Origin of the sequence: Nocardioides cavernae, from assembly GCF_016907475.1 — a bacterium.
Taxonomy (GTDB): domain Bacteria; phylum Actinomycetota; class Actinomycetes; order Propionibacteriales; family Nocardioidaceae; genus Nocardioides; species Nocardioides cavernae.
This window is the reverse complement of the sequence record NZ_JAFBCA010000001.1, coordinates 3282663-3304844: the sequence shown is the minus strand read 5'-3', so window position 1 is coordinate 3304844 and position 22182 is coordinate 3282663. Positions and strand designations below refer to the sequence as shown.

Sequence of the window (22182 nt, the reverse complement as noted above, 5' to 3'; positions counted from 1 at the left end):
TGACACGTGCCGTCAGACACCCGAACACTGTCGCGGTGTCCCACTACAGGGAGCACTGTCCCAGTCAACGGGACATGACGCAAGGAGATGACATGTCACAGCCGGGCACCACGGCACCCGCCGGACCGGACTCCGTCCGGGACGAGGCCGAGATCCGACGCGTGGCGGGCGCGAGCCTGCTGGGCTCGGTGGTCGAGTGGTACGACTTCTTCCTCTACGGGACGATGGCGGCGCTGGTCTTCAACAGCCAGTTCTTCCCGACCTTCGACCCGCTGGTCGGCACCATGATCGCCTTCGCGACCTTCGCCGCCGGCTTCGTCACGCGGCCGCTCGGCGGCTTCATCTTCGGCCACTTCGGCGACCGCGTCGGGCGCAAGAAGATGCTCGTGCTGACCATGCTGATCATGGGCCTGTCGACCTTCGCGATGGGCCTGCTGCCCACCTACGCGAGCATCGGCGTCTGGGCGCCCATGCTGCTGCTCGTCCTGCGGATGCTGCAGGGCATCGGCCTTGGCGGCGAGTGGGGCGGCGCTGTCCTCCTGTGCGTGGAGCACGCGCCCGACAACCGCCGCGGCTGGTTCTCGTCGTGGCCCCAGCTCGGCGTGCCGATCGGCCTGCTGACCTCCACCCTCGCGGTGACCGCGGTGACCCAGCTGCCCGAGGAGGCGTTCCAGTCGTGGGGCTGGCGCGTGCCGTTCCTCGTCTCGATCGTCCTGGTCGCGGTCGGCCTGGTGATCCGGCTCAAGATCGACGAGCCGCCGGCGTTCAAGGAGATCGAGGAGGCCGACGCCACGGCCGCGCTCCCGCTCGTCGAGGTGTTCCGCAAGTACCCCAAGGTCACCCTGCTGGCGATGGGCGCCCGGGTGAGCGAGAGCGTCACGTTCAACATCTACAACGCCTTCCTCGTCACCTACACCGTCACCGTGCTCGGCCTCGCCGCGTCGGTGGTGCTCGACGCCCTGCTGGTCGCCTCCGTCGTCGGCTTCGTCGCGATCCTGGTCGCCGGCCGCCTCTCGGACCGTTTCGGCCGGCGGCCGGTCTTCGCGACCGGCGCCGGGCTCGCCCTGGTCAGCGCCGTGCCGATCTTCGCGCTGGTCAACACCGAGAACGCCGTGCTGATCACCCTCGGCGTCGTCGTCGGGTGGGGTCTGGCCGCCTGCATCATGTTCGGCCCCGAGGGTGCGATGTTCGCCGAGGTGTTCCCCACCCGCGTGCGCTACTCCGGCATGAGCGCGGTCTACCAGATCGGCGTCATCCCGACCGGCGCCGTCGCACCCCTCATCGGGACCTCGTTGGTGAGCGCGTGGAGCGGCTCGGTGTGGCCGGTGGCGGTCTACGTGATGGCGATGGCCGCGATCTCGCTCGTCTCGGTGTTCTTCCTGCCGGAGACCCACCGCCGCGACCTGCGCGACGCGAGCGCGTACGACGCCACCCGCGCCCCGGAGCTCACCGGTGCGGGGTCCCCGCGATGACCGCACCCGACGCGCGCCCCGACGTGCTGCTGGTCCTGGCCGACGACATGGGCTTCTCCGACATCGCCTCCTACGGTGGCGAGATCCGCACGCCGTCACTGGACCGCCTGGCCGCGGGCGGGGTCCGGATGACGCAGTTCTACAACACCGCCCGCTGCAGCCCGTCGCGTGCGTCGCTGATGACCGGGCTGCACCCGCACCAGGTGGGGATCGGGATCCTCAACTTCGACGACGCCCCCGACGGCTACCCGGGCAACCTCAGCGAGGAGTGCGCCACCGTGGCCGAGGTGTGCCGTGACGCCGGCTACGCCACCTACCTCTCGGGCAAGTGGCACCTCGCCGTCGACATGGACAACCCCAACCCGGCGTGGCCCACCCGGCGCGGCTTCGACCGGTTCTTCGGGACGCTCGAGGGGGCCGGCTCGTTCTACCGCCCGCGCACCCTCGTGCGGCAGGAGACCAACATCGAGCACGAGGCGGAGGAGGCCGGCTGGTTCTACACGGACGCGATCTCCGACACCGCGGTGCAGTTCCTCGCCGACCACGAGGAGGAGCGGGGCGACGACCCGTTCTTCCTCTTCCTGTCCTACACCGCGCCGCACTGGCCGCTGCACGCCCACGAGGAGGACATCGCGTCCTATGCCGGGCGCTTCGACGCGGGCTGGGACCAGCTGCGCGAGGAGCGGCTCGAGCGGCTCGTCAAGGAGGGGATCGTCGACGCGACCTGGCCGCTCACGCCGCGCGACGAGCGTGTCCCGGCGTGGGAGGAGGTCGTCGACCGCGAGTGGGAGGCCTCCCGCATGGCGACGTACGCCGCGCAGGTCGACCGGATGGACCAGGGGATCGGGCGGGTCCTCGACCAGCTCGAGGCCACCGGCCGGCTCGACAACACGCTCGTGGTGTTCCTCTCCGACAACGGCGGGTGCGCCGAGGAGATGCCGCCGGGGGAGGGCGCGCGCGAGTTCGTGACCGCCTTCGTGCCGCTGCAGGAGACGACGCGCGAGGGCGACCCGGTGGTGCCGGGCAACGACCCGTCGCTCCGCCCCGGGCCCGAGTCGACGTACATGTCCTACGGCCGGTCGTGGGCCAATCTCTCCAACACGCCGTTCCGTGAGTACAAGCACTGGGTGCACGAGGGCGGGATCTCCACGCCGTTCATCGCCCACTGGCCGGCGGGGCTGCCGACCGACGGGTCGCTGTGCCGGGTCCCCAGCCAGCTCGTCGACGTGCTGCCCACCATCGCCGACGCGGCCCGCGCCGGCTATCCGACGCAGCGCAGCGGTCACGACGTGCCGGCTGCGGAGGGCGTGAGCCTGCTGTCCGCGCTCCGCGGGGAGCCGGACGGCGGCGAGCGCGACCTCTTCTGGGAGCACGAGGGCAACTGCGCCGTACGCCGTGGCCGCTGGAAGCTGGTCCGGAAGCACCGCGGCCCGTGGGAGCTCTACGACATCGAGGCCGACCGCACCGAGCTGGACGACCTGGCGTCGGCGCACCCGGACCTCGTGGCGACCCTCGCCGACGCGTGGCAGTCCTGGGCGGACCGCTGCGGTGTCATCCCGCGCGAGAAGGTGCTCGAGCTCTACGCCGCGCGCGGCCACGGTCTCCCGGAGGAATGACTCCGGAGGGGTGAGGGCAGCGGGCGACCGCCACGGGGGTGTGGTCGCCCGCTCCTGCTCGCCCGGGAGCGGCCCTGCCGGCGTCGCGTCACAGCACGAGCCGGCAGGGCCTCGACCGAGGCCCCACGCACTCGGTCTGCCCGGGAGGTGCGCGTCAAGGCCGCCTTGATACATCGGCCCACCCCTGGGGCGGTGGAAACGAGCGCGTGCCGCGGCGAGCCGGGGCGTGAGCCACGCGGGCGCCGAGAATTACATGATTGATGTTCGCTCATCGGCGTGGCGGGCTTGACTTTTCCCCCATACGATCGCTTCTCGTGCACCAACAGTCACACGAACCCCATGCGTCACAGCGCCGATCGGCACCCCGTCGAGGTGCCGTACGACGTGCCGTCGGCACGGCGAAGCTGCTCACCGGGGTGCTCGTCCTCCTGGTGCTCGTCATGCCGACCACCGCGGGTCGGATGAGCCTCGCGTCCTCGACCTACCTGTGCACCGGATACCAGGGCTGCGAGGCTGCCGGCTACGGGAACGCCGGCTACCGGCAGGTCTCCTCGACGATGTACTGGCGCATGTACGCCGGGCACAACTGCACCAACTACGTCGCGTACCGGCTCATCCAGTCAGGCATGCCGGACGTCCGGCCGTGGCAGGGCAATGGCAACGCCTCGAACTGGGGCGTGGCGATGGCAGCCATCACCGACCAGACCCCCACGGTGGGGTCCGTCGCCTGGTACAAGCCGAACGTGACGCCGGCCGGTTCGGCCGGCCACGTCGCCTACGTCGAGCAGGTCATCTCCGACACCGAGATCATCGTGTCCGAAGACTACTGGGGCGGCGACTTCTACTGGCGCCGCATCACCAAGACGGGCGGCGGCTGGCCGAGCGGGTTCATCCACTTCAACGACCGCGTGGTCCAGCCCACGTCGCCCCCCACCATCGCCGGGTCGCCCATGGTCGGCGCGCCGTTGGAGGTGGCCGCCGGAGCCTGGACCCCGGCACCCACCAGCATCACCTATCGCTGGCTCGCCGACGGCGCCGAGATCCCTGGGGCCACCGGTGCCAGCTACGTGCCGACGCCCGACGTCAAGGGCAAGGCCCTGACCGCCGAGGTGACCGCCCAGCTGAGCGGCTACACCCCGGGTGCGGCGGCGCTCGCCACCGCCCCGGTCGCCCCCGGAACCTTCCAGAAGGCCCAGCTGCCGGCGATCCAGGGTGCCCCTGAGGTCGGCACGACCCTCACGCTCACCCCGACGGCGTGGGCGCCGCAACCCACGAAGGCCAAGACCCAGTGGTACGCCGACGGGGCCCCCCTGTCCGGCGCGACCGGGTCGACGCTGACCCTCAGCCGCGACCAGATCGGCAAGAAGATCAGCGCCCGCGTGATCGCGAGCGCGAAGGGCTACAAGAAGTCGAGGTCGACCGCGCCGGAGACCGAGCCCGTCCTCGCCAAGCCGGTCACGCTCGTCCGCCCGTCCCGGATCAAGGGCGCCGCGCAGGTGGGGGACCGCCTGGTCGTGAGGACCGGCCAGGTCCGACAGAGCGGCGCGACAGCCACCTACCAGTGGTTGCGCGACGGTCGACGCGTCGCCAAGGCCACGCACCCCACCTACACGGTCCGTCGGGGCGACATGGGCCGCGGCCTGTCCGTCGAGGTCACGTGGAACCGGCGCAACTTCCGCGCCACGACCGAGACCCTCGCCGTGGCGTCGCCCGTCACGACCGTCCCCGAGGTGCGGGTCCGCACCGAGGTCAAGCGGGCACGCGTCGCCGTCGACATCCGCGTCAAGGCCCTGGGTGCGCCGAAGCCCGCCGGGGCGATCACCCTCAGCGTCGGTGGACGGACGGTCGAGGGCCAGGTCGTCGACGGCCGGGCGCGCCTCGTCGTACGTGACGTCCGGCCGGGCACGAAGCCCGTGGTCGTGCGCTATGCGGGGACCGACCTCGTGCAGGCGGCGGTCTCGCGCTCCACCGTGACGGTGCCGAAGCGCAACCAGTCGTGACGCCCTGAGCGTCAGCCGCCAGGTTCCTCGTCGACGACGACGGGTTTCTCGTCCTCGACCTGTGCATCGATCAGCGGGGCAACCCAGGACGCACGATCGTCGGCGTCGATGAAGATCGCTCGGAGGAGCAGTGTCATGGGCACGGCGAGGAGCGCGCCGAGCGCGCCGAGCAGGAACGTCCAGACGACGAGCGAGATGAAGGTGATCTCGGCGCTGAGGCCGACCGAGTTCCCGACGATGCGCGGCTGGATGAACGTCTGGATCGTGACGTTGAGGAGGGAGTAGGCCACGATCACCCACAGCATGGCCTCCCAGCCGCCGTCGAGCAGGGCCAGGAAAGCCGGCGGGATGACGCCGATGACGAAGCCGATGTTGGGGATGAAGTTCGTGAGGAACGAGAAGAAACCCCACACCAGCGGCAGCGGGACGCCCAGGAGCCACAACGCTCCGGCATCGAGCACGCCGACGATGGCGCCGAACAGGGCGGTCATGAGCAGGTAGGTCTGCGAACCTCGCACGAACTTCCCCAGCGCGGCGGTCAGTCCGGGCTTGGTGCCTCGGAGGGCCGCGACGCGCGGCGCGAAGCCGGGAACCGCGACCACGAAGAAGAACATCAGCGTGACCAGGAAGAACAGGTTGCCGAGCGCTCCGAGGACGCCCGAGATCAGGTCGCCCACCAGCCCCGCGAGCTTAGACAGGTCGACCTTCGACAAGGCATCGCTCGTGGCGCTCGTGCTCAGGCCGACCTGCGCGAGGCCGTCCTCGACGTCCTTGGTGAGGTCCTTGGTCTCCGCGGCGTACGCGGGGAGCAGGTCCGCGAACTTGATCAGGCAGACGACGAGGCCCACGACCATGACCAGCAGGATCAGGTAGGCCGCGACGAGGGCGGCCAGCGTCGCCAGCCAGCCCGGCCAGCGGTGGCTGCGCGCCCACCGGCCGACTGGCAGGACCGCGATCGTGAGCACGAGGGCCAGCACCGCCGGCGCGACGATCCCGGAAGCCGCCTTGATGCCGACGCCCGTCGCGACGACGCCGGCGATGCCGAGCAGGACGACGATCGAGCGCGGCAGCGCGCCGGCGGAGGCACCGCGGACATCGTCGGCGGTGCGAGAGCTGTCCGCGGGAACCAACGGCATGTGGTCACGATAGGAACGAGTGCTCCGACCGGGGTCACCCACGAGGGGTGACGCAGGTCCGACGAGGCGTCATCCCGGCCGGAGCAGCCGGGTGCCGGCAGCCGGTCAGGGCTCGGTGAGGCGTGCGGGTGGTGCGCCGTCGTACGCGATGCCCTCGCGGTGTCCGCAGTGGCGCAGGATCCCGCACAGCGCCATGTGCATGGCGTCAGCGCCGATGATGCGGTCGGTCGGGAACGGCAGGTCGGTAGGCACCACCACCATGGCCCGGTCCTGCCATCCGCCCAGCCCGCCGTGGCAACCCACCAGGCCCTCGAAGGCAGCGACCTCCTCGGTGCCCGGGTCGACGAGGCTGTTGACGTAGATGTCGGGGGCCTCGGGGCGGTGGGCGACGCGAGTGACGAACTCCGGGGCGTGGACCCCGAACGGCGCGAGAGGGTCCTCGCCCTCGACGTGACCGTCGTCGAGCCGGTGCGACCCGCGGTTGCCCAGCGCGATCGGCCCGTCCCGGTCCATCACGACCACGAACCCCACGCCGGGGTGCAGCGCCAGGCCCTCGACCAGTCCGGGGAAGCGCCGGTGGAGCTCGGTGCGGTCCAGGCGTTCCTTCTCGCCCCGCGCGTAGATGAGTCCCAGGTTGCCGGAACCGAAGACGTGGAAGGTCTCAGCCCCGGTGGCACCCCGATCGGCGGACCGGGTGGAGGTGTCACCGGGGCTCACCTGCTCGGGCCGGTTGCGGCTGCGCTTGTCCATCGCACGCGAGGCGCTGGTCATCCCGCGTCCACTCACGTTGCCCGCGGAGGCCAGCTCGTCGACGAGCGCCTGCGTCCGGCCCCAGCCCTCGACGCTGTCGTCGGACGCGGCCACCTCGCTGTCCGCCAGGCGCGCCACCAGCGCCGCCAGGTCCTCGCCGTAGCGGTCGGCGAAGACGGCACCCTGGGACTGGCCGTGGTCGGAGAGGATCACGAACCGGTAGCGCCGGGGTGCCGCCGCCGCCACGAGCTCCAGCTGGTGCAGCACGGCGTCGACCGCCTCGAGCGCCTCCAGGCTCTCGGGGCGCAGCATGCCGGCGTGGTGGGCGATCTCGTCGTAGTCGACGTAGTCCACGTAGATCGACCGGGTGCCGCGCAGCATGTGCTGAGCCACCAGGATGGTGTTGAGGTCGCGCAGCGCGCCGTTGGTGACCGCCCTCAGCAGCGCAGTCTCCCAGGTGCGCTCACACCGTGGTTGTACGTCGCGCCGGATCGCCCGCTTGGCCTGGAACCGGTCCCGGGTCAGCTCGGACACCGAGCGGGACAGCGCCCTGGTCAAGCCGGACGGATTCACCACGAAGTTGGCGACCGCCCGCTGGGCGAGCTCCCCGCCCCGCGCACGTCGACTCATCGTCAGCACCGCTGCAGGTGCGTCGCCGGTGAACAGGTTGCTGATGCTCACACCGTCGTCGGCCAGCAGCCCGCGACCGGTGGACAGGTCGGTCTCGATGACCGCGGCGTCGGCGGGCTTGTTCGCCACCATCACCTTGTCCCTCGCCCGGTCGTACCAGCGGAAGGCAGGTATCCCGTCGATGACTCCGTGCAGGATGCCCATCTGGCTCGCCGGGGTCGTCGCGGGCAGCTTGGGAGTCCACTCCGCCATGGTGTGGCTGCCGGACCGGATCCACCGGGTCAGCGTCGGCACCGTGCCCGCCGAGACGGCCATCTGGAGCACCGGGAACGGGACCCCGTCCATCTGGACGAAGAGCACGCCGTCCACCTCGGGGTCCTCGATCTCGACCCGACGACGACGATGGGTCGACACGAGTCGCCCCACCAGCACCTGCGAGGTACCCGCGCTCCCGATCCAGCCCAGGATGGTCCCGACCAGGCCGATGACGATGGCGACGACCAGGGCCGACCAGTAGTCGTCGAGGGTGACCATGGGCAGCAGTCGGGCCGCGATCATCACGACGAGGGCCTGCCCCAGGAAGGCGAGCAGGAGCACCCCCAGCCAGCCGAGCCGGACCGCCGCACCCACGAGGACCGGCTGCAGGACGAGCCCCACGAGCGCCAGGACCGCGGCGAAGAGGAGCGGTCCGCCCGGCGGTCCCGCGTGGAAGCCCGGCAGCGCCCAGTCGCAGATCCAGACTGCGGGCACCATGAGCAGCACGGTCATCACGTAGGCGCCGAGCTGGGCAGCCCACGGCCGCCGGAAGCTCTCGCGGGTCAGCTCGCCCGCCACCTGCGCGCGCCCCGACCCGGTCTCGTGACTCGCCATGGCATCTCCTCCTGCCCGCGCCCGGCTCCGATACCAGCGGACCGCGCGCCGCGGCGCCTCACCCGAGGTGGATGAACAGCAGCTCCCGCCTCAGAGCACGAGCCGCAACAACCCGTCCACGAGAAGAGCCCCGCCGACCAGGAAGGAGATCCACTCCCGAAGTCCCGCGGCGTGCCCGCTCACCCACGACTGACCGCGGGCGAGGATCGCCGCGGCGCGATCGCCGGCGACGAGCACGATCCCGATCGGAACCGAGACCGACATGGTCGACACGGCGATGTACACGACCACCAGGGTCGCGTCGACGACGTTGCGCAGCCCCGCGTCGGTGACCGAGGACATGGCGATGAACGTGAGCAGGAGCCGCTTCGGCCCTCCGAAGCCGAGGAGTCCGGCCATGGAGGAGGACGCCGCGGGACCGACGTTGCTGAGCCCGTCGAGGATCGCCGCCGCGCGACTGCTCCGCTCCTCCGGTCTCGCCGGACCCGTGAGTCTGGTCCGGACGCCGACGGCCAGCAGTGCCAGACCGAGGCCCACCGTGGCCACGGCCTTGAACGTCTCGTGCGAGTCGAACCGGGTGACCACGGCCTGGCCGACGGCGAGGCCGATCGCGCTGGCGACGACGGTGCCGAACACGAAGCCGCTCAGGAACGCGATCCCGTTGGTGCGCGGGCGCGCGCTGCGAACGACGATGAGGGTCGCGGTCAGCACGAGGAAGCTGGCCGCGGCAGCCAGCGCGTAGAAGACGACCTGAGCGGCGGCGTAGATCATCCGCAGCTCCGTCCCGCGAGGTCGAGGCGGTGGGCACATGGGTTCGCCACGTCGCGACCTCCGGCCCCACGCCGACCGGGCGTGGCTTCGTCCACTGCGATGGCGAGACGCTAGTGACAGCCGCGCGCGGCGCCATCACCCGAGGAGGGTGACCGGCTCGATCGGGTCTCGTGCTCGACCGTCACGGTGTGGCGGTCAAGCTCACCCTCGGAGGGTGAGGGCTGGGCAGCGATCGGGAGCGCATCGTCGTCGGCGAGGCCACCGTCCACCGGGGCGTGGGCTCCGTGCAGCGTGTGCGCGATGGAGAGGCGGACCATGACAGGCATCGGCCGTTCCCGCCGGAGCGGTGTCAGGCGGATCATCGGCGTCGTCAGTGACGGCACCGGGCGTTCGCAGGACGAGGTGGTCGTGCTGGCGACCCTGGGCGCGGCCGTGCTGGTGATCGTGGCCGCGCGGCGAGGCATCGCCTGGGCCGTGGAGGCTGCGACGGACCAGAACCCCTGGCCTGCCCCACCCGCGCGGCGCCGCCTGTGAGCGGCCGACTGTTGTGCCACGGGGAACAGGGCGAGACCATCAGGATGGAGGTGCGGCGGATGAAGGTGCGGCCGGGAGCTGTGGTCCGCGGAGCCGGCGTGGCGCTGGCCTGCCTCGCAGGTGACTCCTCCAAGCGGTCGCCCATCCTCCTCGTAGGTTTCGCCTGCGGCTGGTTCCTGGACAGACCCGGCCTGCAGAAGTTCACCGTCGTCCCTGGCACCGACGAGCCGTGGAAGAGCACCACCGTGCCCTTCGCGACCTCGGTCGCGTCCTGGTCGGCCGTGATGCTGGCGGCCATGACCGCTCTGCGGAGGACCAGGCTGCCGGTGCCGATCGCTGCCGCCGTGCTCGGAGGCGGCCTCGTCGTGGCCGACTCCCTTCTCGCCGATCTGGGCGAGGCTCGTGACGCAGCCGGCGCGGATGAGGATCACGCGGGGACCGAGACCGCCGCCACCTAGGGGTGTCGACCGACAGGCTCGAGGTGCTGCCGTGAGTCGCCGGGCAGGCGCGACATGGTGCACGCACGACACAGGGGCCGGTCTCCTGGTGGAAACCGGCCCCTGCGCTGCATCGTGCTGGTGGGCGATACTGGGTTTGAACCAGTGACCTCTTCCGTGTCAAGGAAGCGCGCTACCGCTGCGCCAATCGCCCAGGTCTTGAGTTGTGACTGCGAGGTGGGTACGGGATTTGAACCCGTGTAGACGGATTTGCAGTCCGTTGCCTCGCCTCTCGGCCAACCCACCGTGGAGGTTCCGGAATGTACGGGGGAGACCTTCCGAGCGGACAACGAGACTCGAACTCGCGACCTCAACCTTGGCAAGGTTGCGCTCTACCAACTGAGCTATGTCCGCCTGCATCCCTGTGCCGTTTCACCGGCCCTGAGTGCGAGTGGAACAGTAGTACATGCCCGACGAGGCACCAAAATCGCCCCCCTCGTCCGAGTGTCACACCCGTCTCAGGAGACACCTCGGGACCCCTAGAGTGACGCCATGCGCGCGTGGATCGACGGTGACCTGCTGGCCGACCCGACCCAGGGGGCGATCGCGGTCACCGACCACGGTTTCACCGTCGGCGACGGTGTCTTCGAGGCGGTGAAGACCCTGGACGGCGTGCCCTTCGCGCTGACCCGGCACCTGGCCCGGCTCGAGCGGAGCGCCTCCGGCCTGGGGCTGCCGGCGCCCGACCTCGACGACGTACGACGTGGCGTCGCGGCCGTGCTCGACGGCGCGCAGGAGGACCCGATGGGTCGGCTGCGGATCACCTGGACCGCCGGGCCGCACCCGATGGGGTCCGGACGCGGTGGGGGACCGGCGACGCTGGTGGTGGCCTACAGCGCCATCGACCACGCGGCCCCCGAGACGACGGTCGTGACCGTCCCGTGGACCCGCAACGAGAACGGCGCCACGGCGGGGCTGAAGACCACGTCGTACGCCGAGAACGTGATCGCGCTGGCGCACGCCCGCCGGCACGGCGGGACCGAGGCGATCCTCGCCAACACGGCCGGCGACCTCTGCGAGGGCACGGGGTCCAACGTGTTCTACGTCGTCGACGGCGAGCTGCGCACGCCGAGCCTGACGTCGGGCTGCCTGGCCGGCATCAGCCGCGAGCTGGTCCTCGAGTGGTGCGGTGCCATGGAGGTCGACGAGCCGCTGGCGGAGGTCCGGGCACGTGCGAGCGAGGCGTTCCTCGTCTCCACCACGCGCGACGTCCAGGCCATCGCGCGCTGGGACGACCGCGACCTGCCTGCACCCGGCCCGGTCACGCAGCGCTGTGCTGCGACGTGGGCCGCCCGCGAGGCTGAGACCATGGAGCCGTGAACACTCCGAGCTCCGCCCTCGACCCGGCGATCTCCGCTCGCCTGCGGCACACGGCCGAGGGCCTCGTCCCCGTCGTCGTCCAGCAGCACGGGTCGGGCGAGGTCCTGATGCTGGCCTGGGTCGACGACGAGGCACTCGCCCGCACCATCGACACCGGGCGGGCGACGTACTGGTCGCGCTCGCGCCGCGAGTACTGGGTCAAGGGCGACACCTCCGGCCACGTGCAGTGGGTCAAGGAGGTCCGCCTCGACTGCGACGGCGACACGCTCCTCTTCGTCGTGGACCAGGTGGGTCCCGCCTGCCACACCGGCGACCACACCTGCTTCGACGCCGACGTGCTGTACCGGGTCGATGGCTGACGCCGGGACCCAGCACGACGCGCGGCCCGCGTCGACGCGGCGCACCTTCGGCCCCGTCGTCGCGCTGGGTCTGGTCTCCGGCGCGCTGGGGGCGTGGGCCGGCAGCAAGCCCTGGGTCGACGGCACCGGACCCGAGTCGGCGCCCGGCACGGGTTCCGCGGACTGGGGCATGACCTGGGGCGAGGTGGCCACCTCGCCGCTCGCCACGGCCCTGGCCTTCGTCGTCCTCGCCTGCTGGGGCGTCCTGCTGGTCACCCGCGGAAGGTTCCGCCGGGCCGTGGCCGCGCTGGCCGTGGTGGCCGCCCTCGGCTACGCCGCGACCGTCGTCTGGGCGCCGTTCAGCCTCCCCGACCACCTCGTCGCGCAGGTACGTCGCCGGACCGGGCTCACGCTCGACGACACGTCGCTGACCGGGTGGTACTGGCTCGCGGCCGTCGTGGCGCTGCTCGTGCTCGCCTCGACGGTCCTGGCCCTGCGCCTGGTCCGCACGTGGCCGGAGATGGGCTCCAAGTACGACGCGCCGACCGGTGCCCGTGGCGGCGACAGCACCGACCCGGCCGGGGCTCCCGCCGACCCCCCGACCGACAACATCGACATCTGGAAGGCCCTCGACGAGGGCAGGGACCCGACCGCCTAGACTCGTCGCGCACCCCGCTCGACTGACGAAGGAGCACCAACGATGGCTGCTGGCCACGGCAACACCCCCGCTGCTTGGACCGCTGTGGCGATCGCGATGCTCGGCTTCGTCGTGGGCAGCGTCGCGCTGCTGCAGGTCCCGACCCAGATGACCCTGCTCTGGATCGGCATCATCATCGCCGTCGTCGCGTTCCCGCTGTTCCTCGTGCTGTCCAGGCTCGGCTTCAACTCCTCCGAGCACTGACCCGCACCCGCCACTGGGCACGTCCGTCCACTGGGCACCGGCCCCGGACGCAGTGGGCCCGGGTGAGAGGCTGAGGGCATGGCAGCGACCGGTTCCGTCCTCGACGACATCGTCGCGGGAGCACGCGAGGACCTCGCCCGCCGCGAGGCCTCGCTCCCGCTGGGTGAGCTGCGAGCCCGCCTCGCCGACGCCCCGCCCCCGCGCGACCCGATGCCGCACTTCCGCGCGGCCGGGTCGAGCGTGATCTCGGAGGTCAAGCGGCGCAGCCCGAGCAAGGGCGCCCTCGCCGACATCCCGGACCCGGCGTCCCTCGCGCAGGCCTACGCCCGCGGTGGCGCCGCGGCGATCTCCGTGCTGACCGAGGAGCGCCGCTTCGGCGGAAGCCTCGACGACCTGCGCGCCGTGCGCGCCGCCGTGGAGACGCCGATCCTGCGCAAGGACTTCATCGTCGAGAGCTACCAGCTCGTGGAGGCCCGCGCCGCCGGCGCCGACCTCGCGCTGCTCATCGTCGCCGCGCTCGACGACGACACCCTCCGCCGCCTCCACGACGAGGCGACCGCGCTCGGGCTCACCGTGCTGGTCGAGGTGCACGACGAGGGGGAGGCCGAGCGTGCGCTGGCGCTCGAGGCCGAGCTGATCGGCGTCAACAGCCGCAACCTCAAGACCCTCGAGGTGGACCCCGACGTGTTCGGGCGCCTCGCCCCCCAGGTGCGGGGCCACGCGGTCCTCGTCGCCGAGAGCGGCATCACCGGCGTGGCCGACGTCCAGCGCTTCGTCTCCGAGGGAGCAGGCGTGGTGCTGGTCGGCGAGGCACTGGTCAAGGACGGCGACCCCGAGGCCGCCGTACGAGCAATGACAGGAGTGACGGCGCCGTGAGCGTGCAGTCGAACATCCAGACGAGCGTGACGACGAGCGGGACCGGCAGGTACGACGCCGACGAGCGCGGCTACTTCGGCGAGACGTGGGGCGGGCGCTTCATGCCCGAGGCCCTCGTCGCCGCGCTGGACGAGCTGACCGACGCCTGGCGCGAGGCGATGGCCGACGAGTCGTTCGTCGCCACCTTCGAGCGGGTGCTGCGCGACTACGCCGGCACGCCGAGCCGGCTCTACCACGCCGAGCGGCTCTCGGACCTCGTCGGTGCGCGCGTGCTGCTCAAGCGCGAGGACCTCAACCACACCGGGGCCCACAAGATCCGCAACGTCCTCGGCCAGGCGCTGCTGACCAAGCGGATGGGCAAGACCCGGGTGATCGCCGAGACCGGCGCCGGCCAGCACGGCGTCGCCAGCGCCACCGCGGCCGCGTGGTTCGACCTCGACTGCACCGTCTACATGGGGGCCGTCGACACGCGGCGCCAGGCGCTCAACGTCGCTCGCATGCAGCTCCTCGGCGCCAAGGTCGTCCCGGTCGAGTCCGGCAGCGCGACGCTGAAGGACGCGATCAACGAGGCGCTGCGCGACTGGGTCGCCAGCGTCGACCACACCGCCTACCTCTTCGGCACCGCCGCCGGGCCGCACCCGTTCCCGAGCATGGTGCGCGACTTCTGCCGCGGCATCGGCGACGAGGCGCGCGCCCAGTGCCTCGAGCAGTACGGCGTCCTCCCGGACGCCATCGCGGCGTGCGTCGGCGGCGGCTCCAACGCCATCGGCCTGTTCACCGCGTTCCTGGAGGACGAGGGCGTGGAGATCCACGGCTTCGAGCCCGGGGGAGACGGCGTCGAGACGGGCCGTCACGCGGCGACCATCCACGCTGGCGAAGCGGGCGTGCTGCACGGTGCCCGCACCTACGTGCTCCAGGACGACGACGGCCAGACGATCGAGTCCCACTCGATCTCCGCCGGCCTCGACTACCCGGGCGTCGGTCCGCAGCACTCGTGGCTGGCCGCGGCCGGGCGGGCGACGTACACGCCCGTCACGGACGCCCAGGCGATGGACGCGATGGCGCTGCTCAGCCGCACCGAGGGGATCATCCCGGCCATCGAGTCCGCCCACGCGGTCGCCGGTGCGCTCGACGTCGCCAAGCGGCTCGGCGAGGAGAAGGGCCCCGACGCGACGGTGATCATCAACCTCAGCGGCCGCGGCGACAAGGACATGGGCACGGCCATCGAGTGGTTCGGCCTCGGTGATGCCGACCTGGGGCCGGACGCCGACCTCGAGCAGGCGTCCGAGGAGGCCGTGCAGTGACCTCGACGACGACCGCCTTCGAGAAGGCGCGGTCCGACGACCGTGCCGCCCTGATCGGCTACCTCCCCGCCGGCTACCCGAGCGTCGAGGGATCGATCCGGGCGATGCGGACGATGGTCGAGGCCGGCTGCGACGCGATCGAGATCGGACTGCCCTACAGCGACCCCGTGATGGACGGGCCCACGATCCAGGCCGCCGCCCAGGCCGCGCTCGACGGCGGGGTCCGCACCGCCGACGTGATGCGCGTGGTCGAGGAGGTCGCCGCGACGGGCGTGCCCACCCTGGTCATGACCTACTGGAACCCGGTCGAGCGCTACGGGGTCCAGCGGTTCGCCGCCGACCTGGCCCGGGCCGGCGGCGCCGGCCTGATCACGCCCGACATCACCCCTGACTACGGCGCGGAGTGGATCGCCGCCGCCGACGAGCACGACCTCGACAAGGTCTTCCTCGTCGCGCCCAGCTCGACCGACGAGCGCATCGCGATGACGGCCCACGAGAGCCGCGGCTTCGTCTACGCCGCCGCCGTCATGGGCGTCACCGGCGCGCGCGACGCCACGTCCGACCTCGCCGGCCCCCTGGTGCGACGGGTCCGCGCCGCGGGTGACGTCCCGGTGGCCGTGGGCATCGGGGTCAGCAACGGCGACCAGGCCACCGAGGTGGCCGGCTACGCCGACGGCGTGATCGTGGGCTCGGCCTTCGTCCGCTGCCTGCTCGACCACGAGGGCGACGAGGCGGCCGGCCTCGAGGCCCTGCGCGCCCTGACCGCCGACCTCGCGGAGGGCGTACGACGTGCGCTCTAGGGCACTCGCCGCGGTCCCGCTGCTGGCGCTGCTGGCGGCCTGCGGCGGGGGAGCGGAGTCGAGCGAGCTGACCGGGACCGTCCTCGACCCGCCGTTCGAGGTGTCGTCGACGCCGCTGGTGGACACCGACGGTGCGGGCTTCAGCCTGGCCGACGACACCGACAAGGACCTCACGCTCGTCTTCTTCGGCTACACCAACTGCCCCGACATCTGCGGCCAGGTGATGGCGACGCTCGCCGGCACCCTCACCCGGTTCGACGAGGAGCAGAAGGAGAGCGTCGACGTCGTCTTCGTGACCACCGACCCGGCGCGCGACGACGAGGCGGTGACGCAGGACTACGTCAGCGCGTTCGACCCGAGCATCGTCGGCCTCACCGGCGACCTCGACGACATCGTCGAGGTCGGCCAGAGCCTGGCCGTCGGGGTCGAGAAGGGGGACAAGCTGCCCAGCGGCGGCTACGACGTCACCCACGGCACCCGCGTCTACGCCATCGACGCGGACGACGAGGCGCCGATCATGTGGGACCACGACGTCTCGCAGGCCCAGCTGGCCCGCGACGTCACGATGTTGCTCGACCAAGGATGATGCTCCCCATGCTGACCGTGCCGTCCCTCATCGGATCGCCCCTCGTGACCCTCATGTCCATCCCGAGCCCCGCCGACGGCGTGTGGAACCTCGGGCCCGTCCCGATCCGCGGCTACGCGCTGAGCATCATCCTCGGCATCGTGCTCGCGATCTGGATCGGTGAGCGGCGCTGGGTCGCGCGCGGCGGCATCGCGGGGGAGGTCAGCGACCTGGCGATCTGGGCGGTGCCCTTCGGCCTGATCGGCGGCCGGCTCTACCACGTGATGACCGACTGGCAGCTCTACTTCGGGGAGGACCGCAACCCGATCACCGCGCTCTACGTGTGGCGCGGCGGCCTCGGGGTGTGGGGGGCGATCGCCCTCGGCGCCTTCGGGTTGTGGCTCGGCGCGCGGACCAAGGGCATCAAGATGCTGCCGCTGATCGACGCCCTGGCTCCCGGCGTGCTCGTGGCGCAGGCGGTCGGGCGCTGGGGCAACTGGTTCAACCAGGAGCTCTACGGCCGGCCCACCGACCTGCCGTGGGGGCTCGAGATCGACGTCGCCCACCGGCCGTCGCAGTACCTCGACCAGGCGACGTTCCACCCGGCGTTCCTCTACGAGTGCCTGTGGAACCTGGCGGCGTTCGCCCTCATCATCTGGCTCGACCGGCGCTTCCGTCTCGGCCACGGCCGGGTCGCCGCGCTCTACGTCATGCTCTACACGCTCGGCCGCGGCTGGATCGAGAACCTCCGCATCGACGACGTGCAGATGGACGACGTCATGGGGCTGCGGCTCAACGTGTGGACCTCCATCGTGCTGTTCGTCCTCGCGGCGGCCTGGTTCATCTGGTCGGCCGTGCGCCACCCCGGCCGCGAGGAGGTCGTCCGCACCCGGGAGCCCGAGCGCGAGGCCGACCCCGAGGTCGAGGGCGTCGAGGCCTCGGACGAGGCCGGTGAGACCGATGGGGCCGACGAGGCGGGGCCCACGGACGGTCCCGACCGCGTCGAGCCCACCCAGGACGGACGTCCCGCCGGTCCCACGGCCTGACACGCGGGGCGCCGGCGGCGCCCGCCGGTGATAGGTTCCGTCTTGCTCGGGCCAACGTCGTCCCCAGCGGTAACTTCCACCCCCCTCGCCTGTCGTGGACCCAGCGAGATCCAGGTCTGCGGCGCGCGGAGACGACGACGGGAGAATGCCTCCATGCACGCATTCCCGCCGAGCCAGGGTCTCTACGACCCTCGCCACGAGAAGGACGCCTGCGGAGTCGCCATGGTGGCGACACTGACCGGTGAGGCCAGCCACGACATCGTGGCCAAGGCGCTCACCGCCCTGCGCAACCTCGACCACCGAGGTGCCGCCGGCGCCGAGGTGAACTCCGGCGACGGCGCCGGGATCCTGATGCAGGTGCCCGACGCCTTCCTCCGCGCGGTGGTCGACTTCGGCCTGCCTCCCGCGAGGGCGTACGCCGTCGGCACCGCGTTCCTGCCCGGCGACGCCGAGGCGGTGGCCAAGACCCGCCAGCGCATCGAGGAGATCGCCGACGAGGAGGGCCTCACGGTCCTCGGTTGGCGGGAGCTGCCGGTCGACGACAGCACGCTCGGCGCCACCGCGCGCAGCGTGATGCCGAGCTTCGCGCAGGTCTTCGTCGCGGGCCGTGGCGCCCGGGTGAGCGGGATGGCGCTGGAGCGGCGCGCCTTCTGCCTGCGCAAGCGCGCCGAGTCCGAGACCGAGGTCTACTTCCCCTCGCTCTCCTCGCGCACCCTCGCCTACAAGGGCATGCTGACCACCGACCAGCTCGACCAGGTCTTCCCCGACCTGACCGACGAGCGGGTCGCCTCCGCGATGGCGGTCGTGCATTCGCGCTTCTCCACGAACACCTTCCCGAGCTGGCCGCTGGCCCACCCGTTCCGGTTCATCGCCCACAACGGCGAGATCAACACCGTGATGGGCAACCGCAACTGGATGCGCGCCCGCGAGGCGCTCCTCGAGAGCGACCTGATCCCCGGCGACCTCGAGCGGATCTTCCCGATCTGCACGCCCGGCGCCTCGGACTCCGCCTCGTTCGACGAGGTCCTCGAGCTGCTGCACCTCGCCGGCCGCTCGCTGCCGCACGCGGTCCTGATGATGATCCCGGAGGCCTGGGAGAACCACCGCGAGATGGACGCCAAGCGACGCGCGTTCTACGAGTTCCACTCGATGCTGATGGAGCCGTGGGACGGACCGGCGTGCGTGGTGTTCACCGACGGCACCCAGATCGGCGCCGTCCTGGACCGCAACGGCCTGCGCCCCTCGCGCTACTGGGTCACCGACGACGGCCTCGTCGTGCTCGCCTCCGAGGTCGGCGTGCTCGACCTCGACCCCGCGACGGTGGTCCGCAAGGGCCGCCTGCAGCCGGGCCGGATGTTCCTCGTCGACACCGAGGAGCACCGGATCATCGAGGACGAGGAGATCAAGAGCCAGCTCGCCGCGGAGCAGCCCTACGACGAGTGGCTGCACGCCGGGCTGATCCACCTCGACGACATCGACGACCTCGAGCACATCGTGCACACGCACGCCTCGGTCACCCGCCGCCAGCAGATCTTCGGCTACACCGAGGAGGAGCTGCGCGTCCTGCTGAGCCCCATGGCCAACACCGGGGGAGAGGCGCTCGGCTCGATGGGCACCGACACGCCGATCGCCGCGCTGAGCGAGAAGCCGCGGATGCTGTTCGACTACTTCTCTCAGCTGTTCGCCCAGGTCACCAACCCGCCCCTCGACGCGATCCGCGAGGAGCTCGTGACCTCGCTCAGCGGGTCCATCGGCCCCGAGGCCAACCTGCTCGAGCCGACCCCGGCCTCGTGCCGCCAGATCGTGCTGCCGTTTCCGGTGTTCTCCAACGACGACCTGGCCAAGATCCGCCACATCAACCGCAACGGCGACAAGCCGGGCTTCCAGGTGCACGTCGTGCGTGGCCTGTACGCCGTCGAGGGCGGGGGAGCGGCGCTCGAGGCCCGCCTCGACGAGCTGTGCGCCGAGGTGTCGGCGGCCATCGCCGACGGTGCGCGCATCATCGTGCTCTCCGACCGGCACTCCACCGGGGAGCTCGCCCCGATCCCGTCGCTCCTGCTCACCGGGGCGGTCCACCACCACCTGGTCCGGGAGAAGACCCGCACCCAGGTCGGCCTGCTGGTCGAGGCGGGCGACGTCCGCGAGGTCCACCACGTGGCCCTGCTGGTCGGCTACGGCGCGGCGGCGGTCAACCCCTACCTCGCCATGGAGTCGGTGGAGGACCTCGCCCGCGAGGCCTACTACGTCAAGGTCGACGCCGAGAAGGCGGTCGCCAACCTGATCAAGGCCCTCGGCAAGGGCGTGCTCAAGGTGATGTCCAAGATGGGCGTCTCCACGGTCGCGTCCTACACCGGCGCGAAGATCTTCGAGTCGGTCGGGCTGTCCCAGGCCGTCATCGACCGCTACTTCACGGGTACGACCTCCAAGCTCGGCGGCATCGAGCTCGACACGATCGCCGAGGAGGTGGCCCGCCGTCACGCGACGGCGTACCCCCGCGGCGGTATCGCGCCCGCGCACCGCGAGCTCGCCGTCGGCGGCGAGTACCAGTGGCGTCGCGAGGGCGAGCCGCACCTGTTCGACCCGGAGACGGTCTTCCGGCTCCAGCACGCGACCCGGTCCGGCAGCTACGACATCTTCAAGATGTACACCGACCGGGTGAACCAGCAGTCGGAGCGCCTGATGACGCTTCGCGGCATGTTCACGTTCAAGGACGGGGTCCGCGACCCGATCGACATCGACGAGGTCGAGCCCGTCTCGGAGATCGTCAGGCGCTTCTCCACCGGCGCGATGTCCTACGGCTCGATCAGCCAGGAGGCGCACGAGACCCTCGCGATCGCGATGAACCGGCTGGGCGGCAAGTCCAACACCGGTGAGGGCGGCGAGGACCCCGACCGGCTCTACGACCCCGAGCGCCGCTCGTCGATCAAGCAGGTCGCCTCGGGCCGCTTCGGCGTCACGTCGGAGTACCTCACCAACGCCGACGACATCCAGATCAAGATGGCGCAGGGCGCCAAGCCCGGCGAGGGCGGCCAGCTGCCCGGTCACAAGGTCTACCCCTGGGTGGCCAAGACCCGGTACTCCACGCCCGGCGTGGGCCTGATCAGCCCGCCGCCGCACCACGACATCTACTCGATCGAGGACCTGGCTCAGCTGATCCACGACCTCAAGAACGCCAACCCGTCGGCGCGCGTGCACGTCAAGCTCGTCTCCGAGGTCGGCATCGGCACCGTCGCGGCGGGCGTGTCCAAGGCGCACGCCGACGTCGTGCTGGTGTCCGGCCACGACGGCGGCACCGGTGCCTCCCCGCTCACCTCGCTCAAGCACGCGGGCGGTCCCTGGGAGCTCGGCCTGGCCGAGACCCAGCAGACGCTGCTGCTCAACGGCCTGCGCGACCGGATCGTGGTGCAGGCCGACGGCCAGCTCAAGACCGGCCGCGACGTCATCATCGCCGCCCTGCTGGGTGCGGAGGAGTACGGCTTCGCGACCGCGCCGCTCGTGGTCAGCGGCTGCATCATGATGCGGGTCTGCCACCTCGACACCTGCCCGGTCGGCGTCGCGACCCAGAACCCGGTGCTGCGCGAGCGCTACAACGGCAAGGCCGAGTACGTCGTGAACTTCTTCGAGTTCATCGCCCAGGAGGTTCGCGAGCTGCTGGCCCAGCTCGGCTTCCGCAGCCTCGACGAGGCGATCGGCCAGGTCGGCGCGCTCGACGTGGTCGGTGCCGTCGACCACTGGAAGGCCTCGGGGCTCGACCTGACGCCGATCCTCCACCAGGCCTCGGCCCACGGCGAGTTCGGCCAGTTCGAGCACCAGGACCTGCGCAACACCAGGACCCAGGACCACGGCCTCGCGAAGGCGCTGGACAACGAGCTCATCGCCATCGCCGCCCCGGCGCTCGAGAGCGGCGAGCCGGTGCGCGCCCAGGTCGCGATCCGCAACGTCAACCGCACGGTCGGGACGATGCTCGGCCACGAGGTCACCAAGCGCTACCGGGGTGACGGGCTGCCCGACGGCACGATCGACATCACGCTGACCGGCTCGGCCGGGCAGTCGTTCGGTGCGTTCGTGCCGCGCGGGGTGACCCTGAGGCTCGAGGGTGACGCCAACGACTACGTCGGCAAGGGCCTCTCCGGCGGCCGGCTGGTGGTCCGGCCCGACCGGTCCGCGACGTTCGAGGCGGCCGAGCAGATCATCGGCGGCAACACGATCGGCTACGGCGCGACGTCCGGCCAGATCTTCCTGAGCGGCCGGGTGGGCGAGCGGTTCTGCGTCCGCAACTCGGGCGCCACGGCCGTCGTCGAGGGTGTCGGTGACCACGGTTGCGAGTACATGACCGGTGGCATCGTCGTCGTCCTCGGTCCCACGGGTCGCAACTTCGCCGCCGGAATGTCGGGTGGCTACGCGTTCGTGCTCGACCTCGACGAGCAGCGGGTCAACCCCGAGCTGGTCGAGCTCGCGCCGGTGACCGGCAAGGCCGCCGACGAGCTCAAGGCCCTGGTCGAGCAGCACGCCGAGGAGACCGGCTCCGCCGTGGCCACCTCGCTGCTGGACGACTGGGACGCCTCCCTCGCCCGCTTCACCGAGGTGATGCCGAGCGACTTCAAGCGGGTCCTCGAGGCACGCGAGGAGGCGCTGGAGGACGGGCTCAGCGAGGACGAGGCCGCCGCCCGGATCATGGAGGTGCTCCATGGCTGACCGGACGGCACCCCGCACCCACCCGACGACCACCCACTCTCCTGCGAAGAAGGTGAACCAG

At 71.4% G+C, this 22182-nt stretch carries 18 protein-coding genes and 3 tRNA genes; 15 read left to right on the top strand and 6 right to left on the bottom strand.

Features of this window, described 5'->3' with window-relative positions:
- The first annotated feature begins 92 nt into the window (after positions 1 to 92).
- The 3 genes from JOD65_RS15505 to JOD65_RS15495 all read left to right on the top strand — a co-directional run bounded on the left by JOD65_RS15505 (position 93) and on the right by JOD65_RS15495 (position 5088).
- Positions 93 to 1472, top strand: a complete 1380-nt coding sequence (locus tag JOD65_RS15505) for an MFS transporter (protein WP_191195808.1) — start codon at positions 93 to 95, stop codon at positions 1470 to 1472.
- On the top strand, positions 1469 to 3088 hold the full coding sequence (locus tag JOD65_RS15500; protein WP_191195807.1) for an arylsulfatase: 1620 nt from the start codon (positions 1469 to 1471) through the stop codon (positions 3086 to 3088). Before JOD65_RS15505 ends, JOD65_RS15500 begins: the two co-directional genes overlap by 4 nt.
- A gap of 314 nt (positions 3089 to 3402) precedes the next feature.
- Positions 3403 to 5088, top strand: coding sequence for a CHAP domain-containing protein (locus tag JOD65_RS15495; RefSeq protein ID WP_191195806.1), 1686 nt, complete (start codon positions 3403 to 3405; stop codon positions 5086 to 5088).
- A gap of 11 nt (positions 5089 to 5099) precedes the next feature.
- Here the strand turns inward: JOD65_RS15495 and JOD65_RS15490 are convergent, their stop codons facing one another.
- From JOD65_RS15490 to JOD65_RS15480, 3 genes are all read right to left on the bottom strand, one after another.
- Complete coding sequence (locus JOD65_RS15490; RefSeq protein ID WP_191195805.1) at positions 5100 to 6224, bottom strand: AI-2E family transporter; 1125 nt, start codon at positions 6222 to 6224, stop codon at positions 5100 to 5102.
- A 105-nt stretch (positions 6225 to 6329) separates the two neighbouring features.
- Positions 6330 to 8474, bottom strand: coding sequence for a phage holin family protein (locus JOD65_RS15485; RefSeq protein ID WP_191195804.1), 2145 nt, complete (start codon positions 8472 to 8474; stop codon positions 6330 to 6332).
- Between the two features lie 90 nt (positions 8475 to 8564).
- On the bottom strand, positions 8565 to 9245 hold the full coding sequence (locus tag JOD65_RS15480; RefSeq protein WP_191195803.1) for a GAP family protein: 681 nt from the start codon (positions 9243 to 9245) through the stop codon (positions 8565 to 8567).
- Between the two features lie 315 nt (positions 9246 to 9560).
- Between JOD65_RS15480 and JOD65_RS15475 the strand changes: the two genes are divergently transcribed.
- Together JOD65_RS15475 and JOD65_RS15470 are read left to right on the top strand one after the other, a co-directional pair.
- Positions 9561 to 9779, top strand: coding sequence for a hypothetical protein (locus JOD65_RS15475; RefSeq protein WP_191195802.1), 219 nt, complete (start codon positions 9561 to 9563; stop codon positions 9777 to 9779).
- A gap of 59 nt (positions 9780 to 9838) precedes the next feature.
- The gene (locus tag JOD65_RS15470) at positions 9839 to 10237 is read left to right on the top strand and encodes a hypothetical protein (RefSeq protein ID WP_191195801.1); all 399 of its coding nucleotides are present in this window, start codon (positions 9839 to 9841) and stop codon (positions 10235 to 10237) included.
- A 118-nt stretch (positions 10238 to 10355) separates the two neighbouring features.
- On the opposite strand, the gene JOD65_RS15465 is transcribed toward JOD65_RS15470, so the two are convergent.
- The 3 genes from JOD65_RS15465 to JOD65_RS15455 all read right to left on the bottom strand — a co-directional run bounded on the left by JOD65_RS15465 (position 10356) and on the right by JOD65_RS15455 (position 10630).
- Positions 10356 to 10430 (bottom strand) — tRNA-Val (locus JOD65_RS15465).
- A gap of 21 nt (positions 10431 to 10451) precedes the next feature.
- Positions 10452 to 10522, bottom strand: a tRNA-Cys gene (locus JOD65_RS15460).
- A 35-nt stretch (positions 10523 to 10557) separates the two neighbouring features.
- Positions 10558 to 10630, bottom strand: a tRNA-Gly gene (locus JOD65_RS15455).
- 138 nt (positions 10631 to 10768) lie between these two features.
- On the opposite strand from JOD65_RS15455, the gene JOD65_RS15450 reads away from it, so the two are divergent.
- From JOD65_RS15450 to gltB, 10 genes are all read left to right on the top strand, one after another.
- On the top strand, positions 10769 to 11596 hold the full coding sequence (locus tag JOD65_RS15450) for an aminotransferase class IV (RefSeq protein ID WP_191195800.1): 828 nt from the start codon (positions 10769 to 10771) through the stop codon (positions 11594 to 11596).
- Positions 11593 to 11955, top strand: coding sequence for a phosphoribosyl-AMP cyclohydrolase (gene hisI / locus JOD65_RS15445; protein ID WP_191195799.1), 363 nt, complete (start codon positions 11593 to 11595; stop codon positions 11953 to 11955). The genes JOD65_RS15450 and hisI overlap by 4 nt, the downstream gene beginning before the upstream one ends.
- Positions 11948 to 12592, top strand: coding sequence for a Trp biosynthesis-associated membrane protein (locus JOD65_RS15440; RefSeq protein WP_191195798.1), 645 nt, complete (start codon positions 11948 to 11950; stop codon positions 12590 to 12592). The genes hisI and JOD65_RS15440 overlap by 8 nt, the downstream gene beginning before the upstream one ends.
- Positions 12593 to 12634: 42 nt before the next feature.
- Positions 12635 to 12835, top strand: coding sequence for an HGxxPAAW family protein (locus JOD65_RS15435; RefSeq protein ID WP_191195797.1), 201 nt, complete (start codon positions 12635 to 12637; stop codon positions 12833 to 12835).
- A 78-nt stretch (positions 12836 to 12913) separates the two neighbouring features.
- Positions 12914 to 13711, top strand: a complete 798-nt coding sequence (gene trpC / locus JOD65_RS15430; protein WP_191195796.1) for an indole-3-glycerol phosphate synthase TrpC — start codon at positions 12914 to 12916, stop codon at positions 13709 to 13711.
- Positions 13712 to 13713: 2 nt separating this feature from the next.
- A complete protein-coding gene (gene trpB / locus JOD65_RS15425) occupies positions 13714 to 15015 on the top strand; it encodes a tryptophan synthase subunit beta (protein ID WP_372440153.1) in 1302 nt (433 codons plus the stop codon).
- Entirely contained in the window at positions 15012 to 15815 is an 804-nt protein-coding gene (trpA, locus tag JOD65_RS15420; protein ID WP_191195795.1) for a tryptophan synthase subunit alpha, read from the top strand. Before trpB ends, trpA begins: the two co-directional genes overlap by 4 nt.
- Positions 15805 to 16401, top strand: coding sequence for an SCO family protein (locus JOD65_RS15415; protein ID WP_191195794.1), 597 nt, complete (start codon positions 15805 to 15807; stop codon positions 16399 to 16401). Before trpA ends, JOD65_RS15415 begins: the two co-directional genes overlap by 11 nt.
- An 8-nt stretch (positions 16402 to 16409) precedes the next feature.
- Positions 16410 to 17426 carry a prolipoprotein diacylglyceryl transferase gene (lgt, locus tag JOD65_RS15410; protein ID WP_191195793.1) on the top strand — a complete coding sequence of 339 codons (1017 nt, stop codon included), beginning with the start codon at positions 16410 to 16412 and terminating at the stop codon, positions 17424 to 17426.
- A 153-nt stretch (positions 17427 to 17579) separates the two neighbouring features.
- Complete coding sequence (gene gltB / locus JOD65_RS15405; RefSeq protein WP_191195792.1) at positions 17580 to 22121, top strand: glutamate synthase large subunit; 4542 nt, start codon at positions 17580 to 17582, stop codon at positions 22119 to 22121.
- Positions 22122 to 22182: the final 61 nt, after the last annotated feature.